This is a genomic window from Thalassobacillus cyri (assembly GCF_900107755.1).
GTDB classification, from domain to species: Bacteria; Bacillota; Bacilli; order Bacillales; family Halobacillaceae; genus Thalassobacillus; species Thalassobacillus cyri.
The window spans coordinates 88,028-106,556 of record NZ_FNQR01000001.1 but is presented as its reverse complement, the minus strand read 5'-3'; the positions used below and the strand labels follow the sequence as shown (position 1 = coordinate 106,556).

The window sequence follows — 18,529 nt, the reverse complement described above, 5'->3', positions numbered from 1 at the left end:
TAATAATTAGAATCCCCAATACTTAGTTGCTTCACAAAGTTGAAATTCTTAAAGCATAAAAAAACGCCTATCCCGATGGAAAAGGCGAATAAAGCAATAAAGACTGGTATGAGCTATGTATCAATGACATACCTGTAGCTTATCCTTTTCCCCGAAGGATGTAACTCTCAATAGAACAGCAGGCAGGTCTCCTGGCTTGCGCATCATCGTAAAAGCCTTTTCCTTCCCGTTTGCTAAACAAACAGTGGAATTTATAAAGCTTTACTCCTCGCTTACAGTGGCGGGACCGCGTTGGATTTACACCAACTTCCCTATTATCCTTGAAACTGAAATTTCAAGGACCTGCTGTTCGGAATATTCATTTTTTTATGACAGAACAATTATATGTCAGCACGGTGAACTTGTAAATGTATATTCGCTGGGAGTTACTTATTCGTGACTCCGGCCTTATCAAACGTAGCCATCTCATTCCGCATCCGCACCGCTGCTTCAAGCATTGGAAAAGCTAATGCTGCGCCTGTCCCTTCTCCTAGCTTCAACCCCAGCTCCAACAGTGGCTCGAGTCCTATATCCTCCAGGGCAAATTGATGGCCTTGCTCTTGTGATACGTGTCCGGCAAACAGATAATCTTTGACGTGTTCATTGAGCCGGGAGGCGACTATCGCACCTGATGTACAGATAAAGCCATCCAGGATAACTGGGATTTTTACTTTTGCTGCTGCCAGTATCGCTCCTGTTATCGCAGCAATTTCATAACCACCAAGCTTTTTGAGCACATCTAACGGGGCGCTGTTATCCGGGTTACGGCGCTTTACCGCTTCTTCAATGACATTCCTTTTATGCTGCTTCACCTCATTTGAAATCCCTGTACCGTAACCGACCGCCTGGTCCACACTGCAGCCTGCCAGCACCGACACGAGCGCACTGGCTGCAGTTGTGTTTCCGATTCCCATTTCACCTAAGATGAGGCATTTTATTCCCCGGGCAATCATCGCCTCCGCTGACTCGGTTCCTGCCAGGACAGCCGCTTCCATTTGCTCTTCTGTCATCGCATCGGTTTTTAAAAAATTCCGTGTACCCGCAGCAATTTTTTTGGATACTAATCGCTTATCCTCTACCTCATCAGCTGCTCCGACATCGACTACTTGAAGCTCCGCACCAATCTGTCTGGCAAACACATTAATAGCCGCCCCGCCATCGAGAAAATTCCTGATCATTTGAACGGTCACTTCCTGGGGAAATGCAGAAACCCCCTCTTCAACAATGCCATGATCTGCTGCAAAAACAAGGATGCCCGGCGGGGATACCTGTGGTGCTTCCTGATTGGTGATTCCCGCAAGCTGTATGGCGATGTCTTCGAGCTTACCCAGACTTCCCGGCGGTTTTGTCAATGTGTCCAAGTAGAGGGTGGTTTTACTGATTTTTTCCTGGCTGACCGGTTCAATCGATTCGATCAGTTTCTGCAATTGTTTGTTCATCCTACTCCTCCGACTGTTTTGAATGTAGTTATTTGATCATAAAGTTTGGGAATATCTAAAGCTTCGCGGACATGAAAGGCCAATCTGTCGAATTCCTCTTCCTGATGGGCCCGGAATGAGGTGGTAATTTTAAGGGGGGGCAGTCCCTTTTCCAAGCGAATCAGATTCAAAAACGCTGTCCGGAATGTATCATTATGGAAAGTCCCATGAAAATAAGTACCCATCACATTTCCTTTTCTTGTACCATCGGCCTGTCCGTCCATTTCTATGAAGTTTTCTACAGACTCTTTGGCTACGGTTTCCCCCATATGGATTTCATAACCGGTTACAGGGATGGTACGTCCGTTCCATTCAATGGTTCCGCTTGATCGGACCGTCTTTTTGTGTCTGGCAAGCGTCGTCTCGATTGGCAGCAGTTCAAGCCCCTGGACCTCATCCAGGCTTGTCTCCACCTGATACGGATCGCTTACTTTGTTTCCGATCATTTGGTAGCCGCCGCAAATTCCGAATACAAAGGCACCTTGCTGCTGAGCCGCCATAATTGCCTGATCGAGCCCTCTATCTTTTAAATAGACCAAATCCTCGATCGTATTTTTGCTGCCAGGAAGTATGATGGCATCTGGTTGCTTGAGCTCAGCCGCTTCCTTGACAAACCGGATATGGCAATCATGCTCAATCAGGAACGGATCAATATCGGTAAAATTAGAAATTTTGGGATATTCAATGACAGCAATGTCGATGTGTTTGTCCGTGTTCTGGTTCCTTGTATATTCACTCAGGCTTAGCGAATCCTCAGCATCGATATGAAGATCCTGGATAAACGGGATAACACCGAGCACCGGTTTCCCGGTATACTCCTCAAACCACTCCAGCCCGGGATCAAGCAGTGTTTTGTCGCCCCTGAATTTATTGATGACCACCCCCATCACACGATCTCGGTCTGCTTCCGATAAAAGCTGGAGTGTTCCGACCAGACTGGCGAACACCCCGCCTTTGTTAATGTCCCCGACTAAAATGACCGGAGCATCTGCCAGTTTTGCAACACTCATATTGACGAGCTCACGGTCATTCAGATTGACCTCAGCCGGACTGCCCGCTCCTTCGATGACAATGCGATCATAACTGCCGGCAAGCCGGTTATATGCATTCGCGATTACCTCTTTGGCGGTTTCATAATAATCCGTTCGATAGTCACTCGCTTTCATGTTCGACACTGGTTTCCCGTGAACGACGATCTGAGCATCATTATCGCGGTTCGGCTTGATCAGGACGGGATTCATATCAGTGGTCGCCGCGATTCCGGCTGCTTCTGCCTGGACTCCCTGGGCACGTCCGATTTCTTTTCCGTCTACCGTTATGTAGGAATTCAAAGCCATGTTCTGGGACTTGAATGGTGCTGTCAGGTAGCCATCTTTCGTTAAAATCCGGCACAGGGCGGTAACAAGGATGCTCTTCCCGGCATCGGAATGGGTGCCCTGGACCATGACAGGGATCGCCTTTTTATCCCCCATGCTGTTTTTCCTCCTTGCAGGCCTGTAAAAAATTATCCAGCACCTCTGGATTCGAGGCAAAATGAAGGTGCGTATACCCAGCGACAACATTTTTGTACAAACATCCTTCTTCCCCCGTTCCGAACCTGCTGCTCACACGATATGCACCAGGAAGTTGTCCGGCAGGCTTAAAGATAGAATAATGGAACTCATGTCCTCGGACTTCCATGCCATTTTTAAATAGATAGTTATTGGGAAGTCCGGAGATTTCGCGATAGCCAAGGGATGCAAGCTTCGCCTGCATTTCTGTTTTACCCGGCAGCACACCTGCCATCGGGTAGGTCTTACCGTCGATAGTCGTAATAGAATCAGATAAATACATCAGCCCGCCGCATTCTGCCAACACAGGAAGCCCTTCTTCGACCGCCTCTTTTATCGACTGCTTGACTTCCTTGTTTTTCGCAAGCTGCTCCGGGAACAGCTCCGGAAAACCACCCCCTAAATAAAGTCCATCCGCTTCAGGAGGAAGCACTTCCCCATTTAAAGGAGAAAAATAAACAACTTCAGCCCCATAATGTTCGATAAGCTCAAGGTTTTCTTGATAATAGAAGTTGAATGCCTCATCACGTGCTACTGCAATTGTTACTTCACTCGCACCCTTTCTTCGAAACAGGGAAGGCTCAGCTGTTAGCACTGGCTGTTCGCTAATCTGATAGATTTGGTCCACATCGATGGTTTCCGCCACCGCTTCTCCTAACTGGTCCAGTTGTTCATCGAGTTCTCCGCGCTCAATCGAAGGTACCAGTCCCAAGTGCCGCTCCGGCATCTCGAGGCTTTTGTTTTTCAGGAGATAACCACAAACCGGAATGCCGCACTCCTGTTCCACCGCTTCCTTGATCAGCTGGTAATGTCCTTTGCTGCCGACTTTGTTGGCGATAACACCTGCAATGTTCACTTCAGGATCCAGCTCCTGGAACCCTTTGACAATGGCAGCGGCGCTCCGGGCCATTGCCGAACAATCAACAATCAGAATCGCCGGGCAATCCAATAAGGTACTGATTTCTGCCGTGGAGCCTTGATTAGAAGTCGGCGATTTGCCATCATAAAATCCCATTACGCCCTCGATGATAGAAACATCCGCACCTTCACTTCCTTTGACAAATACTTCTTTCATGATATCCGGTGGCAGCATCCAGCTATCCAGATTACGGGAAGGGCGCCTGGTTACAGCTGCATGATAAGAAGGATCGATGTAGTCGGGACCGCATTTAAACCCCTGTACTGTCAGCCCTTTTTTCATAAAAGCAGCCATTAATCCGATTGCGATGCTGGTTTTCCCGACACCGCTTGAAACTCCTGCAACTACGAGGCGGCGGGCAGTCAAAACTCGACACCACGTACGGCGGGAATGCCTTCATCATAATAATGCTTCTCCACGTCAATGACGGACACGAGATCGGCCGCATCCTTCACTGCCTGGGCAGCGTTCCTGCCGGTTATTACAAGATGGACATGCTCCGGTTTGTTGTTGATCAGTTCAACAACTTCTGCAAGCGGCAGCACATCATCAACTGGAAAAGAATCAATCGCAAGGGCGTTGTTCAGTTCATCCAGAATCACCACATCGTACTCACCGGACAATACAGCTTCCTTAGCAACAACCCAGGCTTTCTTTAATGCTTGCCGGTGGATTTCCGGTGTCTTTGTCCAGGTGAACCCTTCCCCAAGCTGGATGATTTCAGCTCCCAGCTTTTGCAGTGATTTCCTTTCCCCATAAGGCCGTTTCGGGGACTTGATGAATTGCAGCATTTTCACCTTTTTATCGTGACCTAATGCCCTTACAGCAAGCCCTGTTGCGGCTGTCGTCTTCCCTTTTCCATCACCGGTAAAAACCAGTGTCAATCCCTGCTTCTTATTCATGCTCTCTCCTCCTTAATTACATTAGAAGTATTTGGCTTGCCAAGCCTTAAGACTTTTCAAAAGATATAAAAAAACACCTTCCTCAAAGGAAGGTGCGACTCTAAATAGGCAGAATATGTATTATAGGTATTCCACGTACTTAAAAGTCCCCTTTTCCTCGAAGGGTCAACTTTGCGACAAACAGGCAGGCATCCTGACTTACATTTTAAAAATGCTTACAGTGGCGGGACCGTGTTGGACTTTCACCAACTTTCCCTTTTTACCTTAAAAGCTTCCCTTTAAGGACCTGTTCGTGTGATATGAAATTAACCTTATTGTAGCCGAACCTATGATGCTTGTAAACCACTCTCTTTTTTATGAGTCTTTGAGAATTTTTGTTTTATTTCTTCCCTTTTATGCTTTAGTCTGTTAGCATAACAGGAATAAAGGCAGCGTATCACCAGTGACCTCCCCCAGGCTACATGGTATAACCGCTGCCTTTTCTCTCTATCATCGGGAATGTTCGTCCACAAGGCAAGTATGCTCGCTGTCATCCTCAACGCCATCCGGATGAGGCATTTGGGACGTCCACCCAAAGATAAAACTAATAGTGCCTGCGCCACCCCTACTCTAACAAACTTTTTGCCTCAATAACTATTGACGCAGGATGGAAGATCATCTTTGGTGGTTTGAGGATGACATTCTGATTCTGGATCTTCTTCTGGCTCTTCTTTATAAGCCACCCATTTATCCCGTGAGAACTGAACTGCCAAAACCACAGCACGGAAGCTGATATCCATACCGATCGCAATCCATACACCAAGCAGACCCCATCCAAGTTTGATTCCCAACAGATACACAAATAGTGTGCGAACTGCCCACATACCTACTCCTGTCAAATACATCGGAAACTTTGTATTATTGGCTCCTTGAAAGGCTCCTGTCAGTACAATGACAACAGCAAGGAATGGCTGGAAGACACCTGAGACTTTCAAGGCTGTCCCGATATTATGGATGACTGTTTCATCATCGGTAAAGAAACCGCCTGCCCACTCTCCTAAAAAGAAAAGTATTGAACCGAATATGGTCATGATTCCGAAAGCCAGAAACACGCCTAATTTTGCATACTGCTTTGCTTCTTCATACTTTCCTGCACCAATTTGCTGACCAACCAGAATGGTGACTGCTGTGGCAAATCCGAACCCTAGCATATAGGAAAACACTTCAATATTACCGGCGATTTGATGGGCCGCAAACACATTTGTTCCTAATGCCACTACAAGCCCGAAGTAAACGATTTGTCCCGCGCGCATGATCAGCCTTTCTCCAGCTGCAGGACTTCCCAACACAAACAATTCTTTTAAATGCTCCTTGTCCAAATGCCAATAATCTTTTCTGACACGCAGCATATCTGACCTTTGAATATACCAAAAAAGACCGATGGACCCTAGAACACGGGAAGTGACCGTAGCAACTGCCGCTCCAGCTATTCCCCATTCAGGAAAAATCCATATTCCAAAGATTAGGAAGTAATCCAGTGCTGCATTCACCAAATTAGCAAAGATGGCAACGTACATAGGAGCCTTTGTATTTCCGGCCCCTCGTAGTATAGCGCTTAATACAAACATGAAGGCCATGAATATAGAAGGGATGGCAACAATACGAAAATATAAGGACCCTGCTGCCAGTACATTTTCTTCTATCCCCATCAGCTGCAACAGTGGCTCCGCAAACAATAAAGTAACGATCCCTGTCAAAATACCGAGTACCGCTGCAACCACTATCGATTGTTGCGCAATATGTCTCGCTTTCTCCACTTTTTCCGCTCCCATGAAATTGGCAATATAGACGTTTGCCGCTACACCTAAAGCCATAAATAAAGCGAAATAAATGGCCAGTACTGCATTGGTCACCCCTACTGCCGACACTTCAGCAAGGCCAATCTGAGAAACAAAGTACGTATCTACGAAGCCAAGTATGGTCTGGAAAAAGTTTTCAATGACTGCAGGAAGGGCTAATATAAGAATGATTTTTATTTTTTTCTTGTTCGTATCTGCTGTGTCTATACGTCGATTTTCTATATGTGTAGTCATCTTTCCTGCTCCTTCTTTTTAGTTCTTCTATACTTAGAAGTACCCCCGGAAGGAGTGTTTAAACTTGCCCTTTACGTTTACCTATTCCATAACAGGTTATATAGATAGTAATCTTCCGATTACGAGAGGTGATAAAATGATTAAGTTAAACCAGAACAAAGAACAATTCGCTTCCATTCCAAAGAAAAATAATGAACGGGCGACGGAAAATCTAAAGTATTTTAGCAGTAAGAATATTACCAGACTTGATGAAAGTGATCCTGTCGAATTAGCAGTCATGACATCACAGCTGATATGGCCGGCAACCCATGAAGAGTCCCGGCCGGGTGCTATAATCCTTTCCGCAGTAGATAGCTGGCAGCTTACACTGGCAAGTGCAGACTTGATTCACCATCCGAACAATGGTCCTATTTTATTAATTGATAATGATTCCATCCCCCAGGCAACATTGGATGAAATCAACAGGCTGCAGCCTAAAGGAAATAGTGAGGGCACACAAGTAAAAGTGATGGGGAACGTTTCTGAAAAGGTTTTAGAATCCCTCGAAGACTACAAGATTGATCAAATAACCGATGATAATCCAGCAAGCTTTGCGGCAGAGATTGACCGTTTCTATGCCGAGGTGTCCGGTGAACTGCCAGAAAACGTGATTATTGTGTCATCCGATGACAAAGCCAAAGATTATTCTATAATAGCAACCTACTGGATTGCTCACATGCCAGAACCTGTTTTATTTGTAACAGAAGAGGAAATCCCTGAATCTACAAAAGAAGCGATCAAGAAGCGTGAAAACCCGACGATGTACATTTTAGGTCCGTCATCTGTTGTCTCCCGGCAAGTAGAAGAGGAACTGAAAGAATTAGGTAAGGTAAAGAGGATTGAAGGTGAAAATCCGAGCGAGGCATCTATTGCCTTTACCCAGTTCAAAGATGAAGAAAGCGGGTTTGGCTGGGGAATCACTGACCCAGGCCACGGGTTATCGTTCGTATCTTCTGAAACGCCGAACTTCGCTCTCGTTACTGCCCCTCTAGCCCATCTTGGCAAGCATGCGCCATTATTGTTTTTAGACAAAGGGGAAATGTCAGAAAATATGGGAAGATACCTGGCAAAAGTGAAGCCCACTTTTGAAAAGAGCCCAATGGAAGGACCATATAATCATGGATTTATCATTGGATCCCTTGGTGATATATCCTACAGTCTACAGGGAATTATCGATAACAAATTAGAAATAGAACAGAAAGATGGCGGCGGTCATCATTAAGCAGGACCACTAAATAAAACAGTCTTCCCTTGTTTACTATGAAGGGAAGACTGTTTTTTTATTAGAACAAATCCAGGAACCGTTCCCAGACACTTTTCTCTTTTTCCTTCTTCTTTTCTTCTTTTTCTCCTTCCTCTTTCCTGATGCTTTCCGTTTTGATCACAAATTGGACCGTCTCTACTTTTTCATTTTTAGAGGAAACGAAGGAAACCGGATCGAAATCGGATTTGTCGTATTGATTGATCATTTCATCGATTTCTTTTTGCAACTGATCAGGAAGGTCAGCCGTCTGTTGCGCTAACTCTGCTGTCCCATTATGAAGTTCTCCAGCACCATTTTCCAGTTCATCCGTACCGTTGGTCAAGGATGCGATGCCGCCGTGAACTTCCTCATAGGAACCTGCTAATTGCTGTACGCCACCGGTATATTCCTTCAGGCCGGAATGAAAGCTATTATAATTGGACGACAGCGACTGCAGCCCTTCCTCTAATTGTTTCATAGATTCATTGATATCATTACTTTCCATGCTGTTTGCCACGTTGTCCGCCATGGTACTCAGACTGCCGCTCATTTCATTCAAGGAGCCGGATACTTTTCCTAAAGTCGGATCGACAGCTGCGAATGCTTCTTTGGTACTCGCATACGTTTGTTTTGTAGTTTGCGCCGCTTTATAATTGGCTACCAGCTTGTCGACAACTTCTTTATCGGCACCACTCTCATACAGAGTCTGGATTTCCTGCTCGGAAACATTCTGAGCTGGAATCGATTGGATAGACTGATCCAGTGCCTGATAGGCTTTGCTATAATTATTTTTCAAATTCGTAAGTCCAGTCTCTGTCTCGTTCAATCCGCCGGCAATTTGCCGCAGTCCATCTTCAAGCTGTTTGAACTGACTCATGTCCACGTCACCAGACCCTGCGCTGACGGACTCGCTCATTTTTTGCAGTGCTGATTTAATTGACGCAGAACCCCCTACTAATTCGGACGAGCCATTGGTCAGCTCGATGATGCCATTTTTATATTGTTCGGAACCATCATACAGGCTTGCCACACCATTATTCAGTTCCGCAATCCCACTTTCCAGTTCCCCAACACCGCGATTGATTTCTTCCGTGGCATCAGACAATGATTTCATGTCCTTTTTCATGTCACCGGTATCCGGCTTTTCTATCGGCATCGAGGAGGGCATGGCTGCGATTTCGATGGCTTCCATTTCCAAATCTGAGACGAGCGCATTTACTTTGAAACTCTCTTCTTTTTCCGGCATCGCCGTGAACGTCACCTGCCGGGTCTTTCCGGCACTTGCCACATTGGCATCTTCTGCCTGGATGTTTTTATACTTGGCCGAATCGAATTTCAAGGTAATTTGCAGGAGATAATTCTTAAAAAAGCTTTCCTCTCCTTTTTTGTTTTTAGCTGTATCTATTTGGATTTCCAGCCCGCCACCTTTTCCTGCCAACTCTTCCGGCGCTATTTTCTTTCCGTCTAATTTATAAGAAACATTGATATCCCACGGCAATGGCTTGCCTTCCAAGTTGCCTTGATAATAAAATTCATCATCTTTCGCAGTGAATACGATGTTGTTGTCATTTTTTTCGATTTCCGTCAGATCTGTAAGATTTTCCACACTGCTGTAAGGTCCATGATCAATAATTTCACCCTGTTCCTTGATCGTGAAATTGTTGACGACATACATATCTTTCGGATCACCGGAGCCGTCGAGTGTCGCGTAGACGACTTCATTTTTTTCTGAGTAAGACCCCTCCCCTTGAGGAGCCTTCTCTTCAGAAGATAATCCGTCATCGGTCTCCGCGGACACAAGAAACGTCGGCAGCACAAGCATCGTTGACATGAATAAGGTGGTTATACGTTTCAGTCTCATTATCCTCTCTCCTTATAAAAGTTTGCTTTCCATGTAGTTTTTTCAATTACCTTATCGAAGACCACCAGCAAGGCCGGCAGGACAAAAACAACCATCAGAAATGCCAGCAATGCACCCCGGCCTAACAGGAGACCGATGGCGGATACGATCGGGTTGGACGATGTGGCTCCTAAAATGAACCCAACACTGGATAAAATCGAAGCTGATATAAAAATTGCAAAAATCTTCTCATCAATCGTTTTCTTGATTGCCTGCATGGCAGGCATCTCTTTTCGTAAAGTATAGTAATTTTCCGTGAATAAGATTCCGTAGTCGACCGTTGCTGCCAGCTGGATGGTGCTGATCAGCAGATAGCCGACATAAACAAGCGGCGTATCTGTAAAATACGGCACTGCCAGGTTGATCCACACCGATGTCTGGATTGTCAAAAGCAGGACGACCGGAATCGATATCGAACGGAATGTTATCAAGAGCACAATCGCAATGGTGAGGACCGTCAGTAAGTTAACTAATTTGTTATCTTTTTGCACCGTATGTTTCATATCGTATAAGGTCACACTCTCACCGAGCAGGTGCGTTTCATCGTAATAGGAATCAGCAGTTTCCTTTACCTGTTCAATCAGGGAAAACGCCTCTTTTCCTTCCGAATCCGTTTCCGTATAAAGAGTAATCCTTGCGTAATCACCGGAATAAAACTGCTCGGTCATCGACTCTTCTAAATACTCCGGTGGAATCGCCGAACTGACCACATTCACATAAGCCATAACACTGGAGACATTTGGAAGGGATTCTAACTGCTGAACCAGGTTTTCCTCTTTTCCCCTGTCCCCTTGCGGCACCAATAGCACCACTGGAACGTTCTTTCCGAACTCTTCCTCAATCGCGTTCGCATCCTGTCCTGCCCGTGTATTATCGGGCTGTTCCCCTGTTCCATATAGGAAAGTCGTGTTACTTTGGGCTAAAAATGCAGGTACGATCAAAAGCAGTACCAATACCAAGCTTGGTATTCTGAACTTCATTACATATTTGCCGATATTTTTGAAGTCCGGCACGAACTGGCGGTGCTTTGTACGGTCGATCCAGTGATAGAACATCAACGTCAACGCAGGCAAAAACACCATGACACTGATAAAGCTGAGCAGTATTCCTTTAACAAGGTTGAGACCCAGGTCCGCTCCGATGCCAAACTCCATGAAAGTCAGGGCCATAAACCCGAAGAATGTCGTCGAAGCGCTAGCTACAATAGCCGGGAATGACCGCTTCATCGCGAGCTGCATCGCTTTAACCGGATCTTCGACATCCTTTCGGTAATCCGAAAAGCTATGCAACAGGAAGATCGCATAGTCCAGAGACACAGCCAGCTGCAGGATCGGCGCCACCGACTGGGTAATGAACGAAATTTCTCCAATAAAAATATTCGTCCCCAGGTTGATGACGATGGAGACCCCAATGGCAATCAAAAAGAACACCGGTTCCATCCAGGAATTCGTGGATAACACCAAAATAATAATGATGATCGGAACGAGTAAGGCGGCCGCATTTAAGGATTCACTCCCCGCCATTTGCTGGGAAGTAGCCGTGGTGACCGCTTCACCGGTAATCGCATTTTCTTCCCCGATCAAATCATAGATCTTATTCGTTACTTCTACTTCGTCGCCTTCGCGGATGTTCAGCGAAATCAACGCGTTTTTATTTTGATAATATGTTTCCGTGGTATCTTCATTGGCCATTTCGAGCGGTTCTTTCAAATTGACGACGTCATCAAACCAGGTCACCCCGCTGACCCCATCAATCGCCTCGAGTTCTTGTTTATATTCCAGCGCTTCGGTTACCGAGACATCTTTGACCATCACGCGCGCATTGGCGATGGGCTCATCAAACTCTTCTTCCATCAAATCCACTGCTTGCATCGACGAAGAATCGTCCGGCAGATAATCGGCCATGTTGTAATTGACTGAGACTGCAAATTGCGACACCGCACTGATCATGGTAATAAGAATAAATATAATTACAATGCTTTTTTTATGTTTAATGATTCGTGCTGTTAAGTCGATAAGGCTTCATCCTCTCTTGCAAATCCCTTTCACACATTCTAATATTGTATTGACACTGTGTTGGATTTTCAACAAACAGTTTTACAACTTACGTCAGTTTCCCAACATTTCACTATGTATGTGTTGGATTGTCACAAAAATTTAACATAAGGAGGGTTTGTATCGTGGGTGATAAATTGGACCGCCGCAAAAAATACACGCGAATAGTATTGAAGGAAAGCCTGATCACCTTGCTCGCCCGAAAGCCGATTTCAGAAATAACCGTAAAAGAAATCTGCGAGCTCGCCGATATCAACCGCTCGACGTTCTACACCCATTATACCGACCAGTACGATTTATTAAGTAAAATTGAAGAAGAAATAACCGAGGATATGAACGAATATTTGAATAGTTACAACTATCCCGCTGAAGAAGAGTCGATTCAGATGACCCAGAAAATACTAGAATATGTCATCGAAAACAAATTCATGTTTCACACCTTATTAAAAAAAGATGCCACTCCTACCTTCGAAAAAAGAATGATGGAGTTGACCCGCGGGTTTATGATGAACAATTGGATGAGCGACAATCATTTGGGACAGGAAGAAGTGAACTACTTAAGTACCTTTGTTATCAGCGGAGCGATTCATGTGATCAAAGACTGGATTGCGAATGACATGGACCAGTCTCCGAAGGACATGGCTTACATGATCAATAACTTCATTAATTATGGGTTTTCTTATTTAGATTAAAGAGAGGCACAGAACAGATTTCGACTATTGCTAGCCAACCATCATCAACCTACCGGAGGCAGGCCTCAATATGTGCACCTTTTTTACTAAATAAATATAAAATGATATATGAGGTGAACAAAATGTGTATTTCTAATCATGTATTTGAATTGCAGGCCTGCCATATGAGTAAGGAAATAAGAGAAAACTCGATTTACTTACCTGTCGCGATTGAATATATCGGAGGTAAAACTGTGAAGCTTCCTCATGAGCTTGAAACAGCAGAGCTTATTACCAAAGTAATCGTAAAAGACAGGGAAGGAAATTATTACAAAATTGGACCGAATGAAAAAGGATTGAGATTTGCTAAAGGGGAAATCTCTTATAAGGAATATCTAAAGTTAAAAAGAAAAGAAAATAGGCGGTTCTTCACATACTTCACCAGTATAACAGGCTCTTTTTTTATAGCTGGATGGACGATCATCAAGTTTTTTCTTTAAATACCACCTCTCCGCCGGTTTGACACTACCTTGGTTAACAACTATCAGATTGCCCTAGACTTGGGAGTAATTCAATGATGACAGACTTTCAAACATAGCGATTCCATTGGCTCGTAACCAGGACCTCCACGCTGGCCCCATGCCGTAACAAAAAAAGCGCAACTCTTTAAAAGAATTACGCTTGTCCGCTCTATTCTGTATTATCCTCTTTATTCGACATTAAAATTACCATGCATGCCAGACTCTTCATGTCCAGGAATACTGCAATAAAACTCAAATTCCCCCGTTTCTTTAGGGATGAATTTTATTTTGACCTGCTGACCCGATTTAGCGTTCATATGAATATTCGTGGGTTCTCCCCCATGACTATCACCATGGCCTCCGTCGTGATCCCCGCCAGCATGCACTTTGTTCACACCAAAAACTTTATCGATAAAAGAAACGTTTTCCGGGTGGTCGGGCATTTTACTCATGTAAGTGATTTCCACATTCATTTTTTTGTTCGTCAAATCATGGAAGATCTCCCCATCATTCTCCATGATCAACGTATATTCTTCCCCTTTTTGTAAAGTGACCTCTGGTGGAGTGTAACCCATTTCGAATGCACTGATTTCGATAATATGATCATCATCTTCTTCTTTGGAAGGTGACTGATCCATTCCACTGGATTCCTCTTTTTGTGCAGCCTTTTGTTCATCCGATTTTTTGGCTTCATTTGCCTCTTTTACTTCTTCTTGCTTCTCCTCTTCCGGCGCCGCTTTTTCATTACTCGAGCACCCGGTCAGTAAACCAATCGCAATAATAATACTGCCTATCCAATATATCCCTTTTCGGTTTATACGCACACCTTTAACCACCTTTACGAAAGAAATAATAATATTATATTTATCCTATCAAATAAGAAAACGAAATAAAAATCCATTTAATTGAATCTACATAAGAGAAACCTTTATCCTTAATCACTATGCCCCATCTTAAATCAAAAAAGAGCTAAACCTTCGTTGGTTCAGCTCAAATGCGCCGCTTTCGAAAACATTCTAATTTATCAGCTTCCAGACCCATTCACTGGCTCTGCGTCTTTATGATAGTAATCAGCAAATACCTCGGCAAAAGCTTCGATAGAGTTATATAGTTCCGTAAGGTCGTTCTCCACTCCACCGAACTCCAAAAGCATTGATCGTTCCGTCAAGTCCTGATTGTAGATACCATTACCTTCCATCTTCGTCTTAATAAATACCCCTCGACTGATACCAGGGTACTCACTCTCCAAAGCTGCATTGATTTCCTTGGCAATCGCCAGGTTTTTCTCAAAGTTTTCATTTTCTTTCCCCACAATGAAAAAGAGGCGCGCAAACGCTTTACCGTCGATTGTCTTTGTCGTTATCTTCTTCGGTTGAGAATCCCGGTGAATATCAATCAGGTACGTCAATTGTTCACTCTCGGCAAGGGCTTCTTTTACCAGTTCACGTGAGAATTGATAGGAATGGTTGTAGTTCCAGTCTTTTGCTTTCAATCCAGCTGTCACATCTGTCTTGTCATGTTGAGCCCCAATCCCCCTCGCCTCTAGTTCTTTTTTCAATTTGCTGCCTACTGCGATTACATTAACATTTTCATTGGTACTGGCAGCATCCCGTTCTTCCTCCCCTTTTAATAAAGGGTTAAAGGCTTCCCAGCTATGTGAATGATAGATAAACACAGATTTCTTTTCAGTACTGCCCGCATCATCACTTGCATCATTCTCTCTATCCTCAATGACATCCAGCTCTTCCTGGTTAACTTCCTGATCGGTTAACTGCTCATCGGTCGGGGGCAGGGACTCAACTGGAAGGTTGCCGATATTGGTTCCCTTTCCTGCGATTGCGATTTCCGTATGATAACTTCCAAGACCGGGAATCTCCCTTCCTAATAATGTACGAATATCACCTAATTCCACATTAGTTGCTAATTCCAGCAAGTTTATCTCATTGGACAACTGATCTGGATATTCGGACCTTAAGGGAGTTAGTTCCTGAGCCATGAGAAATAGATAGGCCTCTTTTGGCAGTGCTTCTGAAACGGAACGAAGGACGGTGGAAGATAAATGCTGTTTCACCCCACTGTGCGTGACGGAAATAGATAGTAGAAGAGCACCCAGAACCATGGAACATAACATCCACAACAAGAGTCCTCCACTCTCTCGAACATAGGCTACTGCAATTTTTGGTCGCATGTTTTCTCCTCCGATAGAAGTTGATAGTTTAGCATATGTTAATCTATCACCGGACATTACTAATAGTAGAAAGGCAGCACACGACCAGGGCATACAGGACTCGTCACATTGGTGTTATGGATGGTGATCTGGTTCAAAAAATTGTAAATAATTAAAAAAGCTGGCCTGGAATTCTTCATTATTCCAGGCCAGCTTTTTATTGTTTCCATTATTTGTTCATGTTCATATCTTTGAAGTTCACACTAGGCGCTGCTCCATTTGTTCCATGCATAGACTGATACATTTCTTTTACCTCTTCCTTACCCAACTCTGGGTGCATTTCTTCCATCAAGTTTTTCGCCTGCCCATAATTAATGACAGCATTTGAATCAAACATGTCTTGATGCATTTCCTCCATTTGCGTCATTTGCTTTTCTTTTGGCATCACCATCTGACCGCTTTCAGCCTGGACACCGGTGACTCCGGCACCTGCCACCATTCCTAATGATAGTGCGCCAATAATGATTTTTTTCATTTCACTCATCTCCTTTACTTTATACTTAAATCATGAAGTAAAAATATCAAGAACCCATGGAGAAAATATTACGGAATATTGACATGTATTTGGTTACATTTCTTCTTTTATTCCTTTCTTGACTAACCACCAGTTTGCTGGGTAACTGGTCAAAAATCCTAAGATCAATGCAATCTGCATCATGAACCAATAAGTGGGTTCATGCGGTTTAGGTGGATGGGCAGCAAATATAACAAAGTGGACAAGTGCCATCCATCCGAACATCCCTACCTCAAAGGCAATTAAAGCTAACGAGTCTGCCTTGATGGCATCCTTGAAGTTTTGGAACACCCCTTTTTCCTTGTTCATTGGATAAATTGCATAAAATTGAAAGAAAATACCGAATAGGTATGCCAGGATAAATTCAACAGTAAAGTCTGCAAATATGGTAGCCCCGGCAATGGTCATCCCTGTAATGGCAACGATAGGAATACCGACGATATCCCCAATTGCACATCCGGAAGAGCAGTGGCTGGTTGAAACAAATACTTTTGAAGACCACTTTCGATTATCATCTCTCTCTATGTCTTTCGCCTTTAATCGTCCCCACCTATTATACGCCCACAAATTGAAAGGACCAAAAAACAAGCCGTTGATGGGCCAAACGATATTCATCACCATCATTTGCTGTGGATGTTTGATTACATCGATTAGGATAATAAGAAAACTTAAAAAACCTAACCCTAACGCTATCCAAGAGATAATTGTCAACATATTTCCACCTCCAACTATAAAGCTACAAAACCATACCCCGATAGCGTATAACGATAAACTTCTGACAAAAAATCATTTCTTAACATAATTGCCACAGTTTCTAAAAGTAGAAGTCGTTTAAAATGATCATCTTTAGTAGAAAGTATTGAAAAATTTAGTATAAGGAGGAGTTTGAACAGGAGTATTATCTGAATAACCCAAAAATATGGATCAGTGTATTGAGGCATGTCTTCAATGTTTAAGAGGCTATGAAGAATGTATACAGTTTGCTTACAGAGCCTATAAAAATGCAAGGACTGCGTGCATCCAGACTTTAAATGATCGTGCAAAGAATTGCGTTCAGTCAACACACAGCCTTTTCCGTGCATTATTTGTAGGAACAGCAATAAAAAAATTCATTAAAAAAATAAGCTCAAAGGAACTATATCCCTGAGCTTATTATCTAATCTTCTACAGCCATCTTTACATGTAGAAGATCCATTGAGCCCTATCTCTAAAACCGATAGAACTAACACTTCCGTGCGTTTATATTTTTTGAATACTTCAGTAAAAAACTATTCACTTCTTGTCCATACAGGCACCTATGCCTTGCGGGGATATGGATGAAGGATTTTGCTCAATATTTTCATCGCATTGATTTTTTTACTGGTGATAAAGCTTTCCATTAATTCATTACTCATTGATTTTGTTAATAGATCAAGCTTTTTGTTATCCAGTTTTTCTAAATTCCGGCGTAGGGTGAGGGAATCGTGATAGCCTTCTGACAGTGGTTGGACGAGCTTGTCATACTCCCCAATTCCAACAATATCGTGGGCCGCATAAATTCCAGTCAGCATCGATTCAAATTGACCGAAACCAATCACTGGTGTAATAGCTCCGAAACAGTTTCCTACAAAAAATGTATTGCCTATTCTGGGAGTTTCAATTTTACCGATTCGATAATCCTTAATCGAATATTCGTTAAGAATTTTAAAATCCTGATCCAGCCTCCTGGAACATTCCTCGAAACACATTTTCCATAGCTCATCTTTATCCAGAGACTCATTCTCAGGGTATTGCGGATATACTAATACGAGAGATGCTTCCCTGTCGGAGTGCGGAAGAATATATGCCATTCCTTTAGGAGCAAAATCATTATTGAAAAAAGTATGCACTTCCGTCTGATTAAACTCCCCTTCGACCACCGCACCTTTAAAACTGGCTTTAAATGCCACGTCGAATGGTTGTAATTTTTGCGTATCTAAGGCATCTCCTGTAGCGAGCACCACATGGGTATACTCTTTAGAAATATCTTTATAGGAAACATCCTGATTGAAATGGATGGTTCCTTTTAATTGGTGGGCAAGCTGTTTTTCGTAGGATTCTGGATGTTTCCCTCGCATATTCGTAAATCCCAAATGTCCATCTATAAAAGAGTGTTCATTTTCAGAATAAATGTTTACCTTTTGAATATTCGTCGTAGGCTTGAGGTGGATATGATGGTTTTCGGACAAGTATTTGACTGCATCATCATAGGGAGTGTGAAACATGGAAAACATCGCTTCTGCTACAACAAAACGGTCACCAACCATCGCTCGCCTTTCAAAAATGTCCGCTTGATACCCATACTTCTCCAAGGTCAGGGCGCAAGCGAGGCCTGACAAACCAGCACCCATTATCGCTATTTTCATTAAGATACCCCTTTCT

15 protein-coding genes and 2 riboswitches are annotated in these 18,529 nt (G+C 43.7%); of the genes, 3 read left to right on the top strand and 12 right to left on the bottom strand.

Going from position 1 to position 18,529, the window contains the following annotated elements; translation table 11 throughout:
• Positions 1-164: 164 nt before the first annotated feature.
• Positions 165-361: riboswitch (cobalamin riboswitch) on the bottom strand.
• Positions 362-425: 64 nt separating this feature from the next.
• The 5 genes from cobT to BLV00_RS00525 all read right to left on the bottom strand — a co-directional run bounded on the left by cobT (position 426) and on the right by BLV00_RS00525 (position 6,960).
• The gene (gene cobT / locus BLV00_RS00545; protein ID WP_093041080.1) at positions 426-1,478 is read right to left on the bottom strand and encodes a nicotinate-nucleotide--dimethylbenzimidazole phosphoribosyltransferase; all 1,053 of its coding nucleotides are present in this window, start codon (positions 1,476-1,478) and stop codon (positions 426-428) included.
• On the bottom strand, positions 1,475-2,989 hold the full coding sequence (locus tag BLV00_RS00540; RefSeq protein ID WP_093041077.1) for a cobyric acid synthase: 1,515 nt from the start codon (positions 2,987-2,989) through the stop codon (positions 1,475-1,477). The genes cobT and BLV00_RS00540 overlap by 4 nt, the downstream gene beginning before the upstream one ends.
• Complete coding sequence (locus tag BLV00_RS00535) at positions 2,979-4,352, bottom strand: cobyrinic acid a,c-diamide synthase CobB (protein ID WP_093041074.1); 1,374 nt, start codon at positions 4,350-4,352, stop codon at positions 2,979-2,981. The genes BLV00_RS00540 and BLV00_RS00535 overlap by 11 nt, the downstream gene beginning before the upstream one ends.
• On the bottom strand, positions 4,349-4,888 hold the full coding sequence (locus tag BLV00_RS00530) for a cob(I)yrinic acid a,c-diamide adenosyltransferase (protein ID WP_093041071.1): 540 nt from the start codon (positions 4,886-4,888) through the stop codon (positions 4,349-4,351). Before BLV00_RS00530 ends, BLV00_RS00535 begins: the two co-directional genes overlap by 4 nt.
• Before the next feature lie 166 nt (positions 4,889-5,054).
• A riboswitch (cobalamin riboswitch) is annotated at positions 5,055-5,193 on the bottom strand.
• Between the two features lie 321 nt (positions 5,194-5,514).
• Positions 5,515-6,960, bottom strand: coding sequence for an MATE family efflux transporter (locus BLV00_RS00525; RefSeq protein ID WP_093041069.1), 1,446 nt, complete (start codon positions 6,958-6,960; stop codon positions 5,515-5,517).
• Positions 6,961-7,096: 136 nt separating this feature from the next.
• Here BLV00_RS00525 and BLV00_RS00520 point away from each other — a divergent pair, with 136 nt between their 5' ends.
• Complete coding sequence (locus BLV00_RS00520) at positions 7,097-8,221, top strand: cell wall-binding repeat-containing protein (RefSeq protein WP_143030656.1); 1,125 nt, start codon at positions 7,097-7,099, stop codon at positions 8,219-8,221.
• A gap of 61 nt (positions 8,222-8,282) precedes the next feature.
• Here BLV00_RS00520 and BLV00_RS00515 read toward each other — a convergent pair whose 3' ends face one another.
• Both BLV00_RS00515 and BLV00_RS00510 read right to left on the bottom strand, forming a co-directional pair.
• Positions 8,283-10,103, bottom strand: a complete 1,821-nt coding sequence (locus BLV00_RS00515) for a hypothetical protein (protein ID WP_093041063.1) — start codon at positions 10,101-10,103, stop codon at positions 8,283-8,285.
• Entirely contained in the window at positions 10,103-12,091 is a 1,989-nt protein-coding gene (locus tag BLV00_RS00510; RefSeq protein WP_093041061.1) for an efflux RND transporter permease subunit, read from the bottom strand. The genes BLV00_RS00515 and BLV00_RS00510 overlap by 1 nt, the downstream gene beginning before the upstream one ends.
• A 230-nt stretch (positions 12,092-12,321) precedes the next feature.
• Between BLV00_RS00510 and BLV00_RS00505 the strand changes: the two genes are divergently transcribed.
• Both BLV00_RS00505 and BLV00_RS00500 read left to right on the top strand, forming a co-directional pair.
• Positions 12,322-12,888: a TetR/AcrR family transcriptional regulator gene (locus BLV00_RS00505; protein ID WP_093041059.1), complete on the top strand. Its 567-nt coding sequence runs from the start codon at positions 12,322-12,324 to the stop codon at positions 12,886-12,888.
• 164 nt (positions 12,889-13,052) lie between these two features.
• Positions 13,053-13,367 carry a hypothetical protein gene (locus tag BLV00_RS00500; protein ID WP_176791268.1) on the top strand — a complete coding sequence of 105 codons (315 nt, stop codon included), beginning with the start codon at positions 13,053-13,055 and terminating at the stop codon, positions 13,365-13,367.
• 209 nt (positions 13,368-13,576) lie between these two features.
• Here the strand turns inward: BLV00_RS00500 and BLV00_RS00495 are convergent, their stop codons facing one another.
• The 5 genes from BLV00_RS00495 to BLV00_RS00470 form a co-directional block, all read right to left on the bottom strand.
• Positions 13,577-14,212, bottom strand: coding sequence for a cupredoxin domain-containing protein (locus tag BLV00_RS00495; protein ID WP_093041051.1), 636 nt, complete (start codon positions 14,210-14,212; stop codon positions 13,577-13,579).
• 200 nt (positions 14,213-14,412) lie between these two features.
• Positions 14,413-15,576: a stage II sporulation protein P gene (spoIIP, locus tag BLV00_RS00490; protein ID WP_176791267.1), complete on the bottom strand. Its 1,164-nt coding sequence runs from the start codon at positions 15,574-15,576 to the stop codon at positions 14,413-14,415.
• A gap of 208 nt (positions 15,577-15,784) precedes the next feature.
• Positions 15,785-16,090 (bottom strand): hypothetical protein, encoded by a 306-nt coding sequence (locus BLV00_RS00485; RefSeq protein WP_093041046.1) that lies wholly within the window; start codon positions 16,088-16,090, stop codon positions 15,785-15,787.
• A gap of 93 nt (positions 16,091-16,183) precedes the next feature.
• Positions 16,184-16,843 (bottom strand): DUF4396 domain-containing protein, encoded by a 660-nt coding sequence (locus BLV00_RS00480; RefSeq protein WP_093041043.1) that lies wholly within the window; start codon positions 16,841-16,843, stop codon positions 16,184-16,186.
• Between the two features lie 581 nt (positions 16,844-17,424).
• A complete protein-coding gene (locus tag BLV00_RS00470) occupies positions 17,425-18,513 on the bottom strand; it encodes an NAD(P)-binding protein (RefSeq protein ID WP_093041038.1) in 1,089 nt (362 codons plus the stop codon).
• Positions 18,514-18,529 lie beyond the last annotated feature (16 nt).

Bases quoted from the DNA above. Each gene is read 5' to 3' on its own strand.
- cobT (WP_093041080.1), bottom strand. From the start codon at position 1,478: ATGAACAAACAATTGCAGAAACTGATCGAATCGATTGAACCGGTCAGC.
- BLV00_RS00540 (WP_093041077.1), bottom strand. From the start codon at position 2,989: ATGGGGGATAAAAAGGCGATCCCTGTCATGGTCCAGGGCACCCATTCC.
- BLV00_RS00530 (WP_093041071.1), bottom strand. From the start codon at position 4,888: ATGAATAAGAAGCAGGGATTGACACTGGTTTTTACCGGTGATGGAAAA.
- BLV00_RS00525 (WP_093041069.1), bottom strand. From the start codon at position 6,960: ATGACTACACATATAGAAAATCGACGTATAGACACAGCAGATACGAAC.
- BLV00_RS00520 (WP_143030656.1), top strand. From the start codon at position 7,097: ATGATTAAGTTAAACCAGAACAAAGAACAATTCGCTTCCATTCCAAAG.
- BLV00_RS00515 (WP_093041063.1), bottom strand. From the start codon at position 10,103: ATGAGACTGAAACGTATAACCACCTTATTCATGTCAACGATGCTTGTG.
- BLV00_RS00510 (WP_093041061.1), bottom strand. From the start codon at position 12,091: ATGATCAGTGCGGTGTCGCAATTTGCAGTCTCAGTCAATTACAACATG.
- BLV00_RS00500 (WP_176791268.1), top strand. From the start codon at position 13,053: ATGAGTAAGGAAATAAGAGAAAACTCGATTTACTTACCTGTCGCGATT.
- spoIIP (WP_176791267.1), bottom strand. From the start codon at position 15,576: ATGCGACCAAAAATTGCAGTAGCCTATGTTCGAGAGAGTGGAGGACTC.
- BLV00_RS00485 (WP_093041046.1), bottom strand. From the start codon at position 16,090: ATGAAAAAAATCATTATTGGCGCACTATCATTAGGAATGGTGGCAGGT.
- BLV00_RS00480 (WP_093041043.1), bottom strand. From the start codon at position 16,843: ATGTTGACAATTATCTCTTGGATAGCGTTAGGGTTAGGTTTTTTAAGT.
- BLV00_RS00470 (WP_093041038.1), bottom strand. From the start codon at position 18,513: ATGAAAATAGCGATAATGGGTGCTGGTTTGTCAGGCCTCGCTTGCGCC.